Source organism: Stenotrophomonas sp. YJH_SMC_127 (genome assembly GCF_059372445.1).
Genome location: NZ_JCAFVO010000001.1, coordinates 646,690 through 662,681, shown reverse-complemented (window position 1 = coordinate 662,681; position 15,992 = coordinate 646,690). Strand labels below are relative to the sequence as shown.

Annotated in this window: 13 protein-coding genes; 9 read left to right on the top strand and 4 right to left on the bottom strand. The window is 67.6% G+C overall.

Annotation, left to right across the window (positions count from 1 at the left end; genetic code table 11):
* Positions 1-158: 158 nt before the first annotated feature.
* Complete coding sequence (ybaL, locus tag AC5QAB_RS02990; protein WP_041863753.1) at positions 159-1,856, bottom strand: YbaL family putative K(+) efflux transporter; 1,698 nt, start codon at positions 1,854-1,856, stop codon at positions 159-161.
* A gap of 200 nt (positions 1,857-2,056) precedes the next feature.
* On the bottom strand, positions 2,057-4,444 hold the full coding sequence (locus AC5QAB_RS02985) for a TonB-dependent receptor plug domain-containing protein (protein WP_262216851.1): 2,388 nt from the start codon (positions 4,442-4,444) through the stop codon (positions 2,057-2,059).
* A 336-nt stretch (positions 4,445-4,780) separates the two neighbouring features.
* On the opposite strand from AC5QAB_RS02985, the gene AC5QAB_RS02980 reads away from it, so the two are divergent.
* Positions 4,781-6,646 carry an ABC-F family ATP-binding cassette domain-containing protein gene (locus AC5QAB_RS02980; RefSeq protein WP_014648175.1) on the top strand — a complete coding sequence of 622 codons (1,866 nt, stop codon included), beginning with the start codon at positions 4,781-4,783 and terminating at the stop codon, positions 6,644-6,646.
* A 76-nt stretch (positions 6,647-6,722) separates the two neighbouring features.
* Here AC5QAB_RS02980 and ampR read toward each other — a convergent pair whose 3' ends face one another.
* Positions 6,723-7,589 carry a LysR family transcriptional regulator AmpR gene (ampR, locus tag AC5QAB_RS02975; RefSeq protein ID WP_032958938.1) on the bottom strand — a complete coding sequence of 289 codons (867 nt, stop codon included), beginning with the start codon at positions 7,587-7,589 and terminating at the stop codon, positions 6,723-6,725.
* A 175-nt stretch (positions 7,590-7,764) separates the two neighbouring features.
* On the opposite strand from ampR, the gene blaL2 reads away from it, so the two are divergent.
* The 3 genes from blaL2 to AC5QAB_RS02960 all read left to right on the top strand — a co-directional run bounded on the left by blaL2 (position 7,765) and on the right by AC5QAB_RS02960 (position 10,674).
* Positions 7,765-8,679 carry a L2 family extended-spectrum class A beta-lactamase gene (gene blaL2, locus AC5QAB_RS02970; protein WP_495233143.1) on the top strand — a complete coding sequence of 305 codons (915 nt, stop codon included), beginning with the start codon at positions 7,765-7,767 and terminating at the stop codon, positions 8,677-8,679.
* 85 nt (positions 8,680-8,764) lie between these two features.
* The gene (locus tag AC5QAB_RS02965) at positions 8,765-9,979 is read left to right on the top strand and encodes a cation:proton antiporter (RefSeq protein WP_164167225.1); all 1,215 of its coding nucleotides are present in this window, start codon (positions 8,765-8,767) and stop codon (positions 9,977-9,979) included.
* 53 nt (positions 9,980-10,032) lie between these two features.
* On the top strand, positions 10,033-10,674 hold the full coding sequence (locus AC5QAB_RS02960; RefSeq protein WP_032958941.1) for a hypothetical protein: 642 nt from the start codon (positions 10,033-10,035) through the stop codon (positions 10,672-10,674).
* A 99-nt stretch (positions 10,675-10,773) separates the two neighbouring features.
* Here AC5QAB_RS02960 and AC5QAB_RS02955 read toward each other — a convergent pair whose 3' ends face one another.
* A complete protein-coding gene (locus AC5QAB_RS02955) occupies positions 10,774-11,508 on the bottom strand; it encodes a DUF3011 domain-containing protein (protein WP_032958942.1) in 735 nt (244 codons plus the stop codon).
* A gap of 158 nt (positions 11,509-11,666) precedes the next feature.
* On the opposite strand from AC5QAB_RS02955, the gene aspS reads away from it, so the two are divergent.
* The 5 genes from aspS (at position 11,667) to AC5QAB_RS02930 (ending at position 15,933) form a co-directional block, all read left to right on the top strand.
* A complete protein-coding gene (gene aspS / locus AC5QAB_RS02950) occupies positions 11,667-13,418 on the top strand; it encodes an aspartate--tRNA ligase (protein ID WP_046432163.1) in 1,752 nt (583 codons plus the stop codon).
* Between the two features lie 16 nt (positions 13,419-13,434).
* Positions 13,435-13,764 (top strand): hypothetical protein, encoded by a 330-nt coding sequence (locus AC5QAB_RS02945; protein WP_049440340.1) that lies wholly within the window; start codon positions 13,435-13,437, stop codon positions 13,762-13,764.
* A 31-nt stretch (positions 13,765-13,795) separates the two neighbouring features.
* Positions 13,796-14,317 carry a GNAT family N-acetyltransferase gene (locus AC5QAB_RS02940; RefSeq protein ID WP_097049923.1) on the top strand — a complete coding sequence of 174 codons (522 nt, stop codon included), beginning with the start codon at positions 13,796-13,798 and terminating at the stop codon, positions 14,315-14,317.
* A gap of 75 nt (positions 14,318-14,392) precedes the next feature.
* Entirely contained in the window at positions 14,393-15,025 is a 633-nt protein-coding gene (locus tag AC5QAB_RS02935) for an esterase/lipase family protein (protein ID WP_032958946.1), read from the top strand.
* A 176-nt stretch (positions 15,026-15,201) separates the two neighbouring features.
* The gene (locus tag AC5QAB_RS02930) at positions 15,202-15,933 is read left to right on the top strand and encodes a YebC/PmpR family DNA-binding transcriptional regulator (protein ID WP_032128531.1); all 732 of its coding nucleotides are present in this window, start codon (positions 15,202-15,204) and stop codon (positions 15,931-15,933) included.
* Positions 15,934-15,992 lie beyond the last annotated feature (59 nt).

The window sequence follows — 15,992 nt, the reverse complement described above, 5'->3', positions numbered from 1 at the left end:
GTCGATGCGGGTCGACCGGGGATTTTTTTGTTTCCGGGGTCAGATCCGTTTTCCTGCGGAAAACGGATCTGACCCCGCCATCCCACGCTATGCCCGCTTTTGCCGTTGCCGTTGTTTCGGCAGGTGCAGGGCTGCAAGCCCTGCCGCACGCACACCCCTCACACCACCGGAATGCTGTGCTGCCCCAGGTTCCGGTACGGCGGCGTGGACATGATCATCTCCGCCAGCGAATACGCCAGCTCGCGCTCGGCCATCACCGTGCCATCGGCGCCGTGCTCCAGCAGATGCTTCACCTCGGCATCGCTGTGTGCGCGCGCCAGCAGGGTCAGGTCCGGATTGATCGCCCGCAGCTTGGCCAGCGCCTCACCGGCTTCCAGCGGCTGCGGAATCGCCAGCACCGCGATCTTGGCGCGCTCCGGATGGGCCTCGGCCAGCACCCGGTCGGCGGCGGCACTGCCGCGGATCGCCGCCAGGCCCTTGGCATGTGCCTGCTCGACGTGTTCCTTGTTGTCATCGATCACCAGCACCGGCACGCCACGGTCGCGCAGCACCTGCGCCAGTTCGCTGCCCACCCGGCCATAGCCGATCACGATGGCGTGGTCATGCAGGTCGCGCGACGGGCCGATCGCTTCGGGCGGCTCGGGTACCTGCGGAGACTGCTCCTGCTTGGCCTGCCAACGGTCGAGCAGGCCGAACACCAGCGGGTTGAGCATGATCGACACCAGTGCCCCGGCCAGCACCAGCGACTGGCCTTCCTTCGGCAGGATCTGCAGCGCCACGCCGAGGCCGGCGATGATGAAGGCGAACTCGCCGATCTGCGCCAGGCTGGCCGAGATGGTCAGCGCGGTGCTGGTCGGGTGGCCGAACGCACGCACGATGAAGAACGCCGCCGCCGACTTGCCGAACATGATGATGGCGACGGTGGCCAGCACCTGCCACGGATGCTGGACGAGGATGTTGGGGTCGAACAGCATGCCGACCGACACAAAGAACAGCACCGCGAACGCATCGCGCAGCGGCAACGAATCATGCGCGGCCTTGTGGCTCAGCTCCGATTCGTTGAGCAGCATGCCGGCGAAGAACGCGCCCAGCGCGAACGAGACGCCGAACAGCATCGCCGAGCCGAACGCCACGCCCAGCGCGATCGCCAGCACGGACAGTGTGAACAGCTCACGCGAACCGGTACCGGCGATGCGCTCGAGGATCCACGGGATGACCCGCCGACCGACCACCAGCATCACCGCCACGAACAGGCCCAGCTGCACGAAGGTCCAGCCGATGTCGGCCAGCACGCTGCCGAGCGAGTGCGATTCCTTGGCCGCGTCAGGACCGAACACACCGGCCATCACCGGCATCATCACCAGCGCCAGCACACAGGCCAGGTCTTCCACGATCAGCCAGCCGACCGCGATCTTGCCGCGCATCGTTTCCAGCAGGCGGCGTTCCTCCATCGCCCGCAGCAGCACCACGGTACTGGCGGTGGCCAGCGAGAAACCGAAGATGACGCCATGGATGGCCGGCCAGCCCATCAGCGAGGCCACGCCCCAGCCGAGCAGGGTGGCCACCGCGATCTGCCCAATGGCACCGGGAATGGCGATCGCCTTGACCGCCATCAGGTCCTTCAGCGAGAAGTGCAGGCCGACACCGAACATCAGCAGCATCACGCCCAGTTCGGCCAGCTGGTTGGCCAGCGCCTGGTCGGCGACGAAGCCGGGGGTGAACGGACCTACGCAGATGCCAGCAACCAGGTAACCGACCAAGGGAGACAAGCGGAGCTTGTTGGCCAGCGCGCCGAAGATGAAGGCGAGCCCCAGGCCAACGGCAACGATGTTGATCAGGTCGGTGTCATGGTGCATCGGCACTCGCAGAAAGCAGGGGGATACCCCGATTTTCACCGAAGCGGCCAGATACGGCAAACCCGCCGTCCACGTGCCGTGGCCGGCGGGTTTGTCCACGCATTTCTCCTCTACCCCCGCCATCGGCGCGCCCCTTCAACAAGAAGGGGCGCTCCTCCAGACGCGGCCCGGGTATGCCGGCCAGCGGCCGGCACTACCCCTTACCAGGTGTACTTGATCCGCCCGTACACATACGCGCCGTTGAAGCCGAACGGCGAATAGTTGCTGTACGGCAGCATGCCGAAGGTCGAGTTCTGCAGGTCTTCGGTGCGGTCCGGGTACTTGTCCAGCAGGTTGTCGGCGCCCACGGTCAGGGTCCAGTTGCTGCTCGGCTTGTAGCTGGCCGAGGCATCCACCACCCAGGCGTCGCCGTAGGTCTGGTCACGCAGCGCGGTGGCCGAGTTGCGCACGGTGAATTTGCCGTAGCGGGTGGCGGCCAGGCCCAGTTCCCAGTGGTCCGAGCGCCAGGTGCCGCTCAGGATCGCCTTGTCGCGCGGGTAGCTGTCCTCGATGCGGCCAATTTCATCGCGACCGATCAGCGACTGGGTCAGGCCCAGCGTGCCGAACACCGGCGGGGTGCCGCCAACGCGGCGCACTTCGGTGTCGTTGTAGCTGTATGCCGCGGTCAGCTCCAGGCTGCTGGCGCTGAACGGTACCGTGTAGCTGGAGACGAAGTCGACACCGCGGGTGCGCGTATCCAGGCCGTTGGTGAAGTAGGAGAACGCGGTCACCTGCGGCAGGCCCAGGGTGCCCAGCAGCGCGCTGGTCGCGGCATTGGTGGTGATGCTCGACGACAGCGCGATGCGGTCATCGATGTCGATCTGGTAGGCATCGACGGTGATGTACAGGCGGTCGACCGGCTGCAGCACCAGGCCCAGGCTGTAGGAGGTGGAGGTCTCGGCCTTCAGCGGCGAGGCGCCCAGCGCCTGCGCGGCCTGGCTGGTGGTCGGGAAGGTGCCGCGCTCGACGAATACGCCATTGAGGAACTGGCTGGTCACCGCCTGGTAGCCCTGCTGCGCCAGCGAGGGCGCGCGGAAACCACTGGAGGCGGTGGCCCGCAGCGCCACCTTGTCGGTGAACGCGTAGCGCGCCGACAGCTTGCCCGAGAAGCGGTCGCCGAAGTCCGAATAGTCTTCGTAGCGGCCGGTGATGCCGGCCGAGAACTTCTCGGTCAGGTCCGCTTCCAGGCCGGCGTAGACCGCGTAGTTGTGGCGGTCGGCATGCACTTCATTGGTCGGGGTGAAGCCGCCGAAGCCCTGCGCGCCACTGCCGGTGTACGAGTTCAGTTCGCCCGGGTTCTGGTCCCACTTCTCCTTGCGGTACTCACCGCCGAAGGACAGCGTGACCGGGTAGGCCAGGCCCCAGTCCAGCGACTTGGTCAGGTCGGCATTGAAGATGTCCTGCTGGTACTTCAGCGTGCCGTCGTAGAACGAGCGCGGGCTGGTCGCACCCAGGCTGTAGTTGATGCTGTTGCGGGTGTGGAAGTCCAGGGTGTTCTCGCCGTGATTCAGGCTCAGGTCCCAGGTCCAGCCGTTGTCGGTGTTGCCCTTGACCCCGGCCACCAGCGAGCGGTCCTTGGAGTACTGGTTGATCTCCGGCACGAAGCCGTCCGGATAGGTCTGCGCCAGCAGCGCGCTCTGCCCGTTGTGGTTGCGCGAGCGGTAGAACGCGAACGAGGTGATGTCGCGGTTGCTGAGCAGCGCGCTGGCGTAGCCGGTCGCGTGGTCGCTGAAATCGAAGCTGGCGTTGGCCGACGCAGCGGTGGCATCCACGCGCGGGTCGCCGACGATGAAGGTCTTCTGGCCGATGCTGGGGAAGTTGCCGGTATTCGGGGTGGTACCGCGGTACGGGCCGGCGCGGTTGCTCTCGTCCTGCTGGCTGATCTGGCCGGCCACATGCACGCGGCCACGGCCGTTGCCGAACTCGACGCCGGTATCGCCGGACAGCTGGTACTTGTTGCCGTCACCAGCCGAGTACTGGCCGTAGTCCACCGCCAGGCTGCCGCCACTGCCGCTGCCCTTGAGCACGATGTTGATGACGCCGGCGATGGCATCCGAGCCGTACTGCGCCGACGCGCCGTCGCGCAGCACTTCCACGCGCTCGATGGCGGCGATCGGGATCGCGTTGATGTCCACCGCCGACGAACCACGGCCGATGCTGCCGTTGACGTTGATCATCGCCGAGGTGTGGCGGCGCTTGCCATTGACCAGCACGAGCACCTGGTCCGGCGACAGGCCGCGCAGCTGCGCCGGGCGCACGCCGCTGGTGCCGTCGGTCAGCGCCGGGCGCGGGAAATTCAGCGAGGGCAGTGCGCGCGACAGCGCGGTGGCCAGTTCACTGGTGCCGGTGGATTGCAGGGCTTCGGGCGTGATGATGTCGATCGGCGACTGCGATTCGGCGACCGTGCGGTCGGCCACGCGGGTGCCGGTGACGATCACCGTATCCAGGGTGTTGGCAGCGGTGCCGGTCTGCTGGGCAGCGGCGACGAACGGAGAGCCACCGAGTGCGACAGCGACGGCGGCGGCGATCAGGCTGGTCTTGCGGGTCATCGGGATGGGGCTCCGGTTGGCGGGGGGCGGCACCGGAATCGACATCACGGGGGTGAGGCGGACGGCGGTTGTTGCGGTGCGCAAAGCAGGAATTAACGGGATATTCAGTGGCTGTCAAATGCCGGTCATCGGGAAAAACGTTGCAGAAGCAACCATTTAGCCCGGATCGGCAGTCGCGGGGAGGGGACCCGGGAGGCGCGCGGCGAGGACGTGGGAGAGAGGAACGCCGGCCGCCGCGCATCCCGGGGCGCGTCAAGTATTCGTTAACGCTAGAATTGCGTCGCAGGAACAGTGCTCACCAGCACATTCCATTCGGTTATATGGACGCCTTCCCCCATGATTTCGCTTCGTAATTTCGCCTTGCGCCGCGGCGAGCGGCTGCTGTTGTCCAATGTCGACCTGACCCTGCACGCCGGTTACCGGGTAGGTGTGGTCGGCCGCAACGGTGCTGGCAAGTCCAGCCTGTTCGCGGCGGTGAAGGGCGAGCTGGAGGCCGACAAGGGTGACGTCGACCTGCCCGGCAAGGTGCGCATCGCCAGCGTGGCCCAGGAAACCCCGTCGCTGCCGGATCCGGCGCTGAGCTTCGTGCTGGGCGGCGATACCGAGGTGGCCGCGGTGCTGGCCGAAGAGGCCGAGGCGACCGCGCGCGAAGACTGGGAGGCGGTGGCCAACGCGCACACCAAGATGGCCGAGATGGGGGCCTACGACGCCGAAGCGCGTGCCGGCAAGCTGCTGCACGGCCTCGGCTTCCCTGCCGAGACGCACCACCGTGCGGTGTCCTCGTTCTCCGGCGGCTGGCGCGTGCGCCTGAATCTGGCCCGCGCGCTGATGATGCCCAGCGACCTGCTGCTGCTGGACGAACCGACCAACCACCTGGATCTGGACGCGGTGTACTGGCTGGAACAGTGGCTGCTGAAGTACCCGGGCACCCTGCTGCTGATCTCGCATGACCGCGAGTTCCTCGACAACGTGGCCACCCACACCCTGCACCTGCATGGCGGCGGCGCCAAGCTCTACCCGGGCGGCTACACCGATTTCGAGCGCCAGCGCGCCGAACAGCTGCGCCAGCAGCAGATCGCGCATGAAAAGGAACAGGCCGAGCGCGCCCACCTGCAGAGCTTCATCGACCGCTTCAAGGCGCAGGCCAGCAAGGCCGCGCAGGCGCAGAGCCGCATGAAGCGCCTGGCCAAGCTGGCCGGCACCGAAGCGGTGCGCGCCGAGCGTGAGTTCCGCATCGAGTTCGCGCCGCCGGCGAAGCTGCCGTTCTCGCTGATCCGCCTGAACCACGTCGAGGCCGGTTACGGCAAGGACGCGGTGATCCTGCACAACGTCGGCTTCGGCCTGGAAGCGGGACAGCGCATCGGCCTGCTCGGCCCGAACGGTGCGGGCAAGACCACCCTGGTGAAGACCCTGGTGGGCGAACTTGCACCGATCGTCGGCGAGCGCATGGCGCACCCGGACCTGAAGATCGGCTACTTCGCCCAGCACACCGTGGAATCGCTGCACGAAGGCCAATCGCCGATGGAGCACTTCCGCGAGATCGCCCCGGACGCACCGAACCAGTCGTTCCGCGATTTCCTCGGCAAGTGGAACTTCCCGGGCGACCGTGCATTCGAGCCGGTCGATGGGTTCTCCGGTGGCGAACGCGCCCGCCTGGCGCTGGCGCTGATCGCCTGGCAGCAGCCGAACGTGCTGCTGCTGGACGAACCGACCAACCACCTTGACCTGGAAATGCGTGAAGCGCTGGCCGAAGCGCTGGCCACCTTCGAAGGCGCGATCGTGATGGTCTCGCATGACCGCCACCTGATCGGCCTGGTCTGCGATACCTACTGGCGCGTGGCCGATGGCGTGGTCGAGCCGTTCGATGGCGACCTGGATGCCTACGCCGCGTGGCTGCGCACCCGCCCGCAGGCGCAGGGCACCAAGGCACGCATGGAGCAGGTGGAAGAACCGGTGGTGGTCAAGACCGCGCCGGTGGCGCAGGTGGTGCAGAAGAAGCCGGTGAACCCGCACAAGCTGGCCGCCGCCGAGGCCAAGGTGGCCGAACTGGAGGGCGCGCTGGCCGAGCTCGACCGCCAGCTGGCCGATCCGGCCAACTACGCCGATGCGACCCGCATGGCGGTGATCGGACGTGACCGCGAAACCACCGCCGCGCAGCTGGAGAAAGCCGAAGCGGCGTGGATGGAGCTGCTGGAGTCCTGATCACGCAAAAAAGGGGACGGAGGGGATTAAGTCGTTTGTGCCACAAACGACTTAATCCCCTCCGTCCCCTTTTTTGTTACGTGCCCTGCGCCTGCAGCCATTCGCGGAACCGCTTGGCCGGTTCGCGCTCGGCGCGCGAGCGCAGCCGCGTCAACCAGTAGCGGCCCAGCTCCAAGGTGGTGCCGAAGGGCTGCAGCAGGCGGCCTTCGGCCAGTTCCTGCTCGAACATGCACAAGGGCAGCAAGGCCACGCCGGCGCCCCCGGCGGCGGCCATCGCCACCGTCAGTGAGGAATCGAACACCGGCCCGCGGGCTTCCACGCCGCTCACCCCGGCCGCCTGCAACCAGCGCGGCCATTCGTCGCTGCGGTAGGAACGCAACAACGGCAGTGTGGCGAGGTCGCGCGGTTGCTTCAGCCGCCGCGCCAATGCGGGGGCGCACAGCGGTGCGAAGGGCGCATCGAGGATTGCCGTGCAGGCCTGGCCCTGCCAGTCGCCATCGCCGAAGCGGATCGCCAGATCCAGCCCTTCGCCGGCCAGGTCGATACGGTTGTTGTGGGTCTGCAGGCGCAGCTCGATGTCCGGGTGCGCGGCTTCGAACGCGCCCAGCCGTGGCAGCAGCCAGCCAGTGGCGAAGGTGCCGACCACGCCCAGCGTCAGCACCTCGCGTGCCGGGCCACCGGTATAGCGCGCGATGCTGGCGGAAATGCGCTCGAACGCTTCGTTGAGCACCGGGTACAGCGCTGCCCCTTCATCGGTGAGCGCTACGCCGCGTGGCAGGCGATGGAACAGGCGGATGCCAAGCCGGTCCTCCAGCCCACGGATCTGGTGGCTCAGTGCGGCCTGGCTGACGCACAGCTCCAGCGCGGCTCGGGTGAAGTTCTGGTGGCGGGCGGCCGCCTCGAACGCACGCAGCGCGTTCAGTGGCAGGGTGGGGTGCAGCATCGGAGAGCCGTGAGCCAGGGTGATGGCTGATCCTACCCGTTCAATGAGGAATTTCGTAAATCTCAAACATTTGATCGCGTCAGGCATGAGTTCAACTTATGGCTTGCCCTGATTTTTCGCGCTGGTCGGTCGCAGGGGAGGCGCCAATAATCGAGCGGTCACCAGGAGAACCCCTATGCTCGCCCGTCGCCGATTCCTGCAGTTCAGTGGTGCTGCCGTTGCGTCCTCGCTGCTTGCCCCGGCGCTGGCGCAACCGGTTTCCGCCTCGTCTGGCATACCCGCCGCGAACGCCGCCATTGCCGGCGCCGCCGATTTCGCCGCGCTGGAGAAAGCCAGCGGTGGCCGCCTGGGCGTCACCGTGCTGAACACCGGCAACGGCCGTCGCATCGGCGGGCATCGGCAGGATGAGCGCTTCCCGATGTGCAGCACGTTCAAGTCGATGCTGGTCGCCCATGTGCTGAGCGTTGCCGATGCAGGCCGCGTTTCGCTCGACACCCGTGTGCCCATCGCCGGGAAGGATCTGCTGTCCTACGCTCCGGTGGCGCGCCGCCACGTGGGCAAGGATCTGACCGTGCGCGACCTGTGCCGGGGCACGCTGACCACCAGCGACAACACGGCGGCCAACCTGCTGCTGGAGGTGGTGGGCGGGCCGTCGGCGCTGACGGCATTCCTGCGCGGGCAGGGCGACAGCATTACCCGCAATGACCGCAACGAGCCGGACGTGAATCTGTTCGCGAAGGGAGACCCGCGCGATACCACCAGCCCGGCCGCGATGGCCACCAGCCTGGCCCGCTTCGCGGTGGGCAATGGCCTGCAGCCTGCATCGCGCCGGCAGTTCGCCGATTGGCTCATCGACAACCAGACCGGCGATGCCTGCCTGCGCGCCGGGCTGGGCAAGCGCTGGCGGGTGGGGGACAAGACCGGCAGCAACGGTGATGACACGCGCAACGACATCGCCGTGCTGTGGCCGCATGCGGGCGGCACCGCGTGGGTGGTCACCGCCTATCTGCAGGGCGCATCGGTCAATGACGACCAGCGCGCAGCAGTGCTTGCACGGGTGGGGGCGCTGGCCGATGCGATGATCGGATGAGGTAACCGGGGTCATCGGGAAATGGCTTGCCGGATCGGTCGGGCACGCGCATCCTGCGCGCGTTCGAACCCCACGGAAGACCCCGATGAGCCATGAGTTGATCTACCTGCTGCTGATCTTCGCGCTGCTGGTGATCCCGCGCGCACTGCAGCGCTTCAGCCTGCCGGCGCCGTTGACCTGCCTGCTGTTCGGCATCATCGGCATGCTCTGGCTGGGCGACCAGGCACACGACGCGGTGATCGGCCTGCTGGCCACGCTGGGCATTTCCTCGCTGTTCCTGTTCGCGGGCCTGGAAGTGGATCTGCAGGCGCTGCGGCGTGGCATGTGGCCGCTGCTGGCGCACCTGTTGATCCGTACCGGCACGCTGTTCGGCGTGGGCTGGCTGGCCTGGCGCTATGCGGGGCTGCCATGGCAGGCCGCTGGGCTGCTGGCGCTGGCGCTGCTGACGCCCTCCACCGGCTTCATCATGGATTCGCTGTCGCGGCTGGGCCTGAGCGAGGACGAGCGGTTCTGGGTCACCAGCAAGGCCATCGCCGGCGAACTGCTGGCGCTGGCGGCGTTGTTCATCGTGCTGCAGGCCGGCGACCCGGGCCACATGGCGCTGTCCAGCCTGGCCCTGCTGGCGATGATGATCGGCCTGCCGCTGCTGTTCATCGCGCTGGGCCGCTGGGTGGCGCCGCACGCGCCGGGCTCGGAGTTCTCGCTGCTGGTGATGGTCGGCATGGTGGCGGCGTACATCACCTATCTGCTGGGCGTGTATTACCTGGTGGGCGCGTTCATCGCCGGCCTGGTCGCGCGCCTGCTGCACCAGCGCATGCCGCTGCTGGCCTCGCACGAGAACCTGCACGCGCTGCGCCTGTTCGCCTCGTTCTTCGTGCCATTCTATTTCTTCAATGCCGGCACCAAGGTGCCCAGCGAAGCCCTCAGTTTCGAGGCGCTGGGGCTGGGCATCGTGATCACCCTGGTGGTGCTGCCGCTGCGCATCGGCGTGGTCTGGCTGCAGCGCCGGGTGATGTTCGGCGAGAGCTTCCGCAGCAGCCTGCGCGTCTCGCTGGCGCTGGCCCCGACCCTGATCTTCACCCTGGTGCTGGCGGCGATCATGCGCGAGCGTTTCCAGATTCCGGCGGTGCTGTTCGGCGCGCTGCTGCTGTACGCCGCACTGACCACACTGTTGCCGTCGCTGGTGTTCCGCACACCCTTCGACGTCGATCCGGTGGAGCAGGAGCCGGCGGGCGAGGGCGAGTCCGCGCCGGTAGCGGCCACCGAGACGCGGCCGGAACCTCACATCGCCGAACGCTGACCGGTTGCCGCGCGCGGTTTGCGCCCGTCGGCCATGGCCGTTAGGGTTGGGGCATGAAACTGCCTGCCGTTGTCACCGCTTCCGCCCTCCTGCTCAGCCTCGCTGCCTGCTCGCAGCGTTCCGATACGGTCGCGCATGATCTGGCGACCGCACCGGCCGATGCCTTCATGGCTGCCATCGCCGCGCATTGCGGCCAGGCCTATGAGGGCCGGGTGGTGGAGGACACGCCGGCACCGATCGGCAAGGACCCGTTCGCCGGCCAGCGCCTGGTCATGCATGTGCGCGGCTGTGCCGACCCCGCCCATGAACTTCGGATTCCCTTCCATGTGGGGGATGACCATTCGCGCACCTGGGTGCTGACCCGCACCGGAAACGGCCTGCGCCTGAAACACGATCATCGCCACGAAGACGGTAGCCCCGACGCGATCACCCTCTATGGCGGCGACAGCACGCCACCGGGCACCGCCGAGCGCCAGCGGTTCCCAGCCGACTCCGATTCGGTGGCGATGTTCCGTCGTGCCGACATGCTGGCCTCCACGCACAACACCTGGGCGATGGAGATCGACCCCGACCAGACTTTCGTCTACGAACTGACGCGCCCGGAAGGCCGCCGTTTCCGCGTGAAGTTCGACCTGAGCAAGCCGGTCGAGCTGCCGCCCGCACCGTGGGGCGACGAGAAGGCGCCAGCACCCTGATCTTCGGGTCGGATCCCTCCTGCGGAAGGTCCGACCCGGTCACTGCATGAACCCACGGGTCAGAGCCCTGGCCGTCGGCCAGGGATCCGACCCCGGGGCTCAGCGCGCGCTGAAGCGTGCGCGGCAGCCGTTGCTCACCCACACCTGGCCGCGTGCATAGCCCCAGCTGCGGCCTTCCTGGCAGGCACTGCCGGACAGCTGCTGCTGCAGCACCGGCCGGCCCTGGCGCTCATCCCAGTCGCAGTTCTGCGTGCGGTTGTTGTTGCTGCTGCAGGTGATCGAATAGTTGCTGTTGCCGCCGCCCCAGCCACCGCCGCCGCCCCAGCCGCGGGCCTCGGCGAACTCGGCGCGGCAGCCGTTGCTGACCCAGACCGCGCCGTTGCGCACGCCCCAGGTGCGTCCTTCGTCGCAGGGGCTGCCGGACAGCTGGCGGACCAGGCGGGCGTTGCGCCAGCCGACCGGGCAGCTGCGCTCACGGTTGCTCTGGCTCTCGCAGCGGATGGTTTCGCCGGGACGGCCGTTGTTGCCGCCCCAGCCACCGCCATTGCCACCGCCCCAGCCGCCGCGGGCTTCAACGAACTCGGCGCGGCAGCCATTGCTGACCCAGATGCTGCCATTGCGGCTGCCCCAGGTGCGGCCCTCGTCGCAGGCGCTGCCGGACAGCTGGCGGACCAGCTGCGCATTGCGCCAGCCGGTGCTGCAGACACGTTCACGGTTGTTCTGGCTTTCGCAGCGGATCACCCCGTCCTGCGCAGCGGCCGGAGCAGAGGGCAGGGCGAGCACGGCCAGAGTGCTCAGGGTCACGGCCAGGCTGGCCAGGGACAACGATTTCATGGCGGCATCCCATACGGTGGCAGGTGCCCGACTATAGGGACCGGGGCGATCAAGCCGGCGTGACTGCCCGGATTTGCCCCGGCCGGGGCCTCGGCCGCAGAATACGAGGCTTTCCGGCCCCCATCCGGTGCCGGCGTTCTCCAGCGGAGCTTCCCCCCATGCGTACCCACTTCTGCGGCCTGGTCGACGAGACCCTGATTGGCCAGACTGTCACCCTCGCCGGCTGGACCGACGTGGCCCGTAACCAGGGCGGCGTCTGCTTCATCGATCTCCGCGATCATGAAGGCATCGTGCAGGTGACCGTGGAGGTCGACAACGCCGACGTGTTCGCCGTGGCCGCGTCGCTGGGCTATGAGGACGTGCTGCAGGTGGAGGGCGTCGTGCGCGCCCGGCACGCGGTGAACGACAAGATGCGCACCGGCAAGGTGGAAGTGATCGCCACCGCCATCACCGTGCTGAACAAGGCCGCCCCGCTGCCGTTCCACGCCCACGAGAACCCGGGCGAGGAAACCCGCCTGAAGTACCGCTACCTGGACCTGCGCCGCCCCGAAATGCAGCGCATGCAGCGCACCCGCATCAAGCTGGTGCAGGCGCTGCGCCGCCACCTGGACGAAAAGGGCTTCCAGGACATCGAGACCCCGATCCTGACCAAGGCCACTCCGGAAGGCGCGCGCGACTTCCTGGTGCCGGCGCGCATGCATCCGGGCGAGTTCTACGCCCTGCCGCAGAGCCCGCAGCTGTTCAAGCAGATCCTGATGGTGGCCGGGTTCGACCGCTACTACCAGATCGCGCGCTGCTTCCGCGACGAGGCCCTGCGTGCCGACCGCCAGCTGGAATTCACCCAGCTGGACATGGAGTTCGCCTTCGTCCGCGAACGCGATGTGCAGGACTTCGTCGAGGACATGATCCGCGCCATCTTCAAGGAAGTGGTCGATGTCGAGCTGGATGCCAGCTTCCCGCGCATGACCTGGGCCGAGGCGATGCGTCGCTATGGTTCGGACAAGCCGGATCTGCGCATCGCGCTGGAACTGGTCGACGTGGCTGAACTGGTCAAGGACAGCGAGTTCCCCGTGTTCACCGGCCCGGCCAACGATGCCGAAGGCCGCGTCGCCGCGCTGCGCATCCCGGGCGGCGCGTCGCTGAGCCGCAAGCAGATCGACGAGTACGCCGCGCATGCCGCCAAGTACGGCGCCAAGGGCCTGGCCTACATCAAGATCGCCGACAACGGCGAAGTCAGCTCGCCGATCCAGAAGTTCTTCAGCGAAGAGCGCTTCGCCGCGCTGGTGGCCCATGTCGGTGCCGGCAACGGCGATATCGTGTTCTTCGGTGCCGGTGGCTACAACAAGGTCTCCGACTTCATGGGCGCGCTGCGCCTGAAGGCCGGCAAGGACTTTGGCCTGGTCGCCGACGGCTGGGCACCGCTGTGGGTCACCGACTTCCCGATGTTCGAGTGGGACGAGGAAGAACAGCGCTACGTCGCCCTGCATCACCCCTTCACCGCACCAGCCGTGGACGACATCGCCGACCTGCGCGCCAATGCCCGTACCGCCGTCTCGCGCGGTTACGACATGGTGCTCAACGGCAATGAAATTGGCGGCGGTTCGATCCGTATCCACCGTCCGGACATGCAGAGCGCGGTGTTCGAGCTGCTGGGCATCGGTGCCGAAGAGGCCCGCGCCAAGTTCGGCTTCCTGCTCGACGCGCTGAACTACGGCGCGCCGCCGCACGGTGGCATCGCCTTCGGCATCGACCGCATCGCCGCGCTGATGGCCGGAACCGAGTCGATCCGCGACGTCATCCCGTTCCCGAAGACCACCGGTGCACAGGATCTGATGACCGACGCGCCGTCGCCGATCGTCGACGCGCAGCTGGCCGAAGTGCACATCCAGGTTCGCCCCAAGACCAACTGATCAGGAGATCCAGGCAATGACCGAGTTTGCGTTTTCGCTGGAGTGGGAAAAGCTGGGCAATGAAGGCTCCGAGGCCACCCTGGTCACCGAGCGTGCACGCGTGTTCGGGGGGTGGCTGGTCCGCGTCGGTACCAATCCGGCCGCGATGGCCCTGACCTTCGTCGCCGACGGCGAAGGCCGTTGGGACGGTGAAGACTTCGGCGTCGAGGACTACGAGGACGACGAAGAGGAAGAAGAGTACGACGAGGACGAGGAAGGCGAGGAAGAAGAGGACGAGGACGAGGACGAAGAGGAGTACGAGGAAGAGGACGAGGAAGAAGAAGCGGAATCGCCTGGAAAGGCTTGACCCGCGCTTCGCCCTGACGTCAACTTCCTGCATGTATTCGATCCGCCGCGCCACTGTGGACGACGCGCCGACCCTGTCGGCGCTGGCCGCACGCACGTTCACTGAAACCTTCGGCCATCTGTACCCGCCGCAGGACCTGCAGGCCTTCCTCGAGGAGGCCTACACGGTCGAGCGCCAGCGCGTGATCCTGGCCCACCCCGATTACGCGGTGTGGCTGCTGGAACTGGATGGGGAGGCGGTCGGCCATGCCGCCGCCGGCCCCTGTGGCCTGCCGCATCCAGATGTGAAACCCGGTGACGGCGAACTCAAGCGGCTGTACCTGGTCAAGACGCAGCAGAGCTGCGGCTGGGGCAGCCGCCTGCTGGAAACCGCGCTGGCCTGGCTGGAACACGAAGGCCCGCGCACGTTGTGGCTGGGCGTGTGGTCGGAGAACTTCGGCGCGCAGCGCTTCTACGCCCGCTACGGTTTCGAGAAGGCCGGCGAGTACCTGTTCCCTGTCGGCGACACCCAGGACCTCGAATTCATCCTGCGCCGCGCGCCGCGCGCGGCCTGACGTTCACCGCCGCTTGCCGCGCGCGCGTGTTCAATCACCTCACGTTCCTGCCCCGCTGACCGCCAGGCTGTTTGCATGACTCCCCCCGTATTGCTGCTGCATGGCATCTGGAATGCCCGTGCCTGGGTCGGGCCACTGGCCTGGCGCCTGCGCGCGCGTGGTTTCCAGGTACACGCGTTCGGCTATCCCTCGGTGTTCGGTGGCCCCGATGTGGCAGTGCCGCAGTTGCTGGAACGTCTGGCCGACGCCGGGCCGTTGTCGCTGGTCGGTCACAGCCTGGGCGGACTGCTGGCACTGGAGGCGCTGCGCCGCGATCCGCAGCTGCCAGTGCAGCGCGTGGTCTGCCTGGGCTCGCCGCTGCGCGGCAGTGGTACCGCGCGCTCGTTGTCCGATCATGGCTGGGGCCTGGCGCTGGGGCGCAGCAGCGAGCTGCTGCTGGACGGCCTGCCGGACTGGCAGGGCAAGGCCGAGGTTGGCCTGATCGCCGGTTCGGTGCCGCACGGGCTGGGCAGCCTGCTGGGCGCGATCGACGATGCGTCCGACGGCACCGTGGCCCTGGCCGAGACCCGCCTGCCGGGCCTGGCCGACCATTGCGTGGTGCGTACCAGCCACAGCGGCCTGGTGGTGTCGCCCGACGCCGCGCGGCAGACCGCGCATTTCCTGCGCCACGGCCACTTCGACCACAGCCGCGACGCGGCGGCGGCATAGGGGCAGGGCAGGCGGGGCCGCCTTGTAGCGCCGAGCCCATGCTCGGCTGCATTCCGTCGGGCCCATTGAGCCGAGCATTGGCCCGGCGCTACAACAATACGGGCCTAGACACGGTTGCAGCGCCCGATCAGGTAGAATCCGCGCCTTGATCCTGAAGCAGCCAGACGGTAGCACCCATGGGTAGAGGCCCCTCCATCGAAGCCCGCAAGAACGCGTCCGACGCGAAGCGCGGCAAGATTTTCACCAAGATCATCCGCGAGATCGGCGTTGCCGCGCGCGGCGGTGGAGGCGACCCCAACAACAACCCGCGCCTGCGCGTGGCGGTGGACAAGGGCCTGGCCGTGAACATGTCCAAGGACGTGATCGAGCGCGCCATCAAGAAGGCCACCGGTGAACTGGAAGGCGTCGATTACGAGGAAATCCGCTACGAAGGCTATGCCCCGGGTGGCGTGGCCGTGATCGTCGACTGCCTGACCGACAACCGCGTGCGCACCGTGGCCGACGTCCGCCATGCGTTCAGCAAGTGCGGCGGCAACATGGGCACCGAAGGATCGGTGGCCTTCATGTTCAAGCGCCTGGGCGTGCTCAGCTTCGCCCCGGGTGCCGACGAGGAAGCCATCACCGAAGCAGCCATCGAGGCCGGCGCCGACGACATCGTGGTCTACCCCGATGACGGCTCGATCGACGTGGTCACCAGCCCTGACGCGTTCAACGCGGTCAAGGACGCGATGGCCGCCGCCGGGCATGTCGCCGACCACGCCGAGATCACCTTCCGCGCCGACAACGACATCAAGGTCGAGGGCGAGGTCGCCCTGCAGGTCAAGAAGCTGCTGGACATGCTCGAAGACCTGGACGACGTGCAGGACGTGTATTCCAACGCCGAACTCGGCGCCGACGCCTACGCCTGAGCCGTCCTCGACGGCCTGGGCGCGGGCCGTTGAATGGTCACCGCGGACAGTCATGAGCC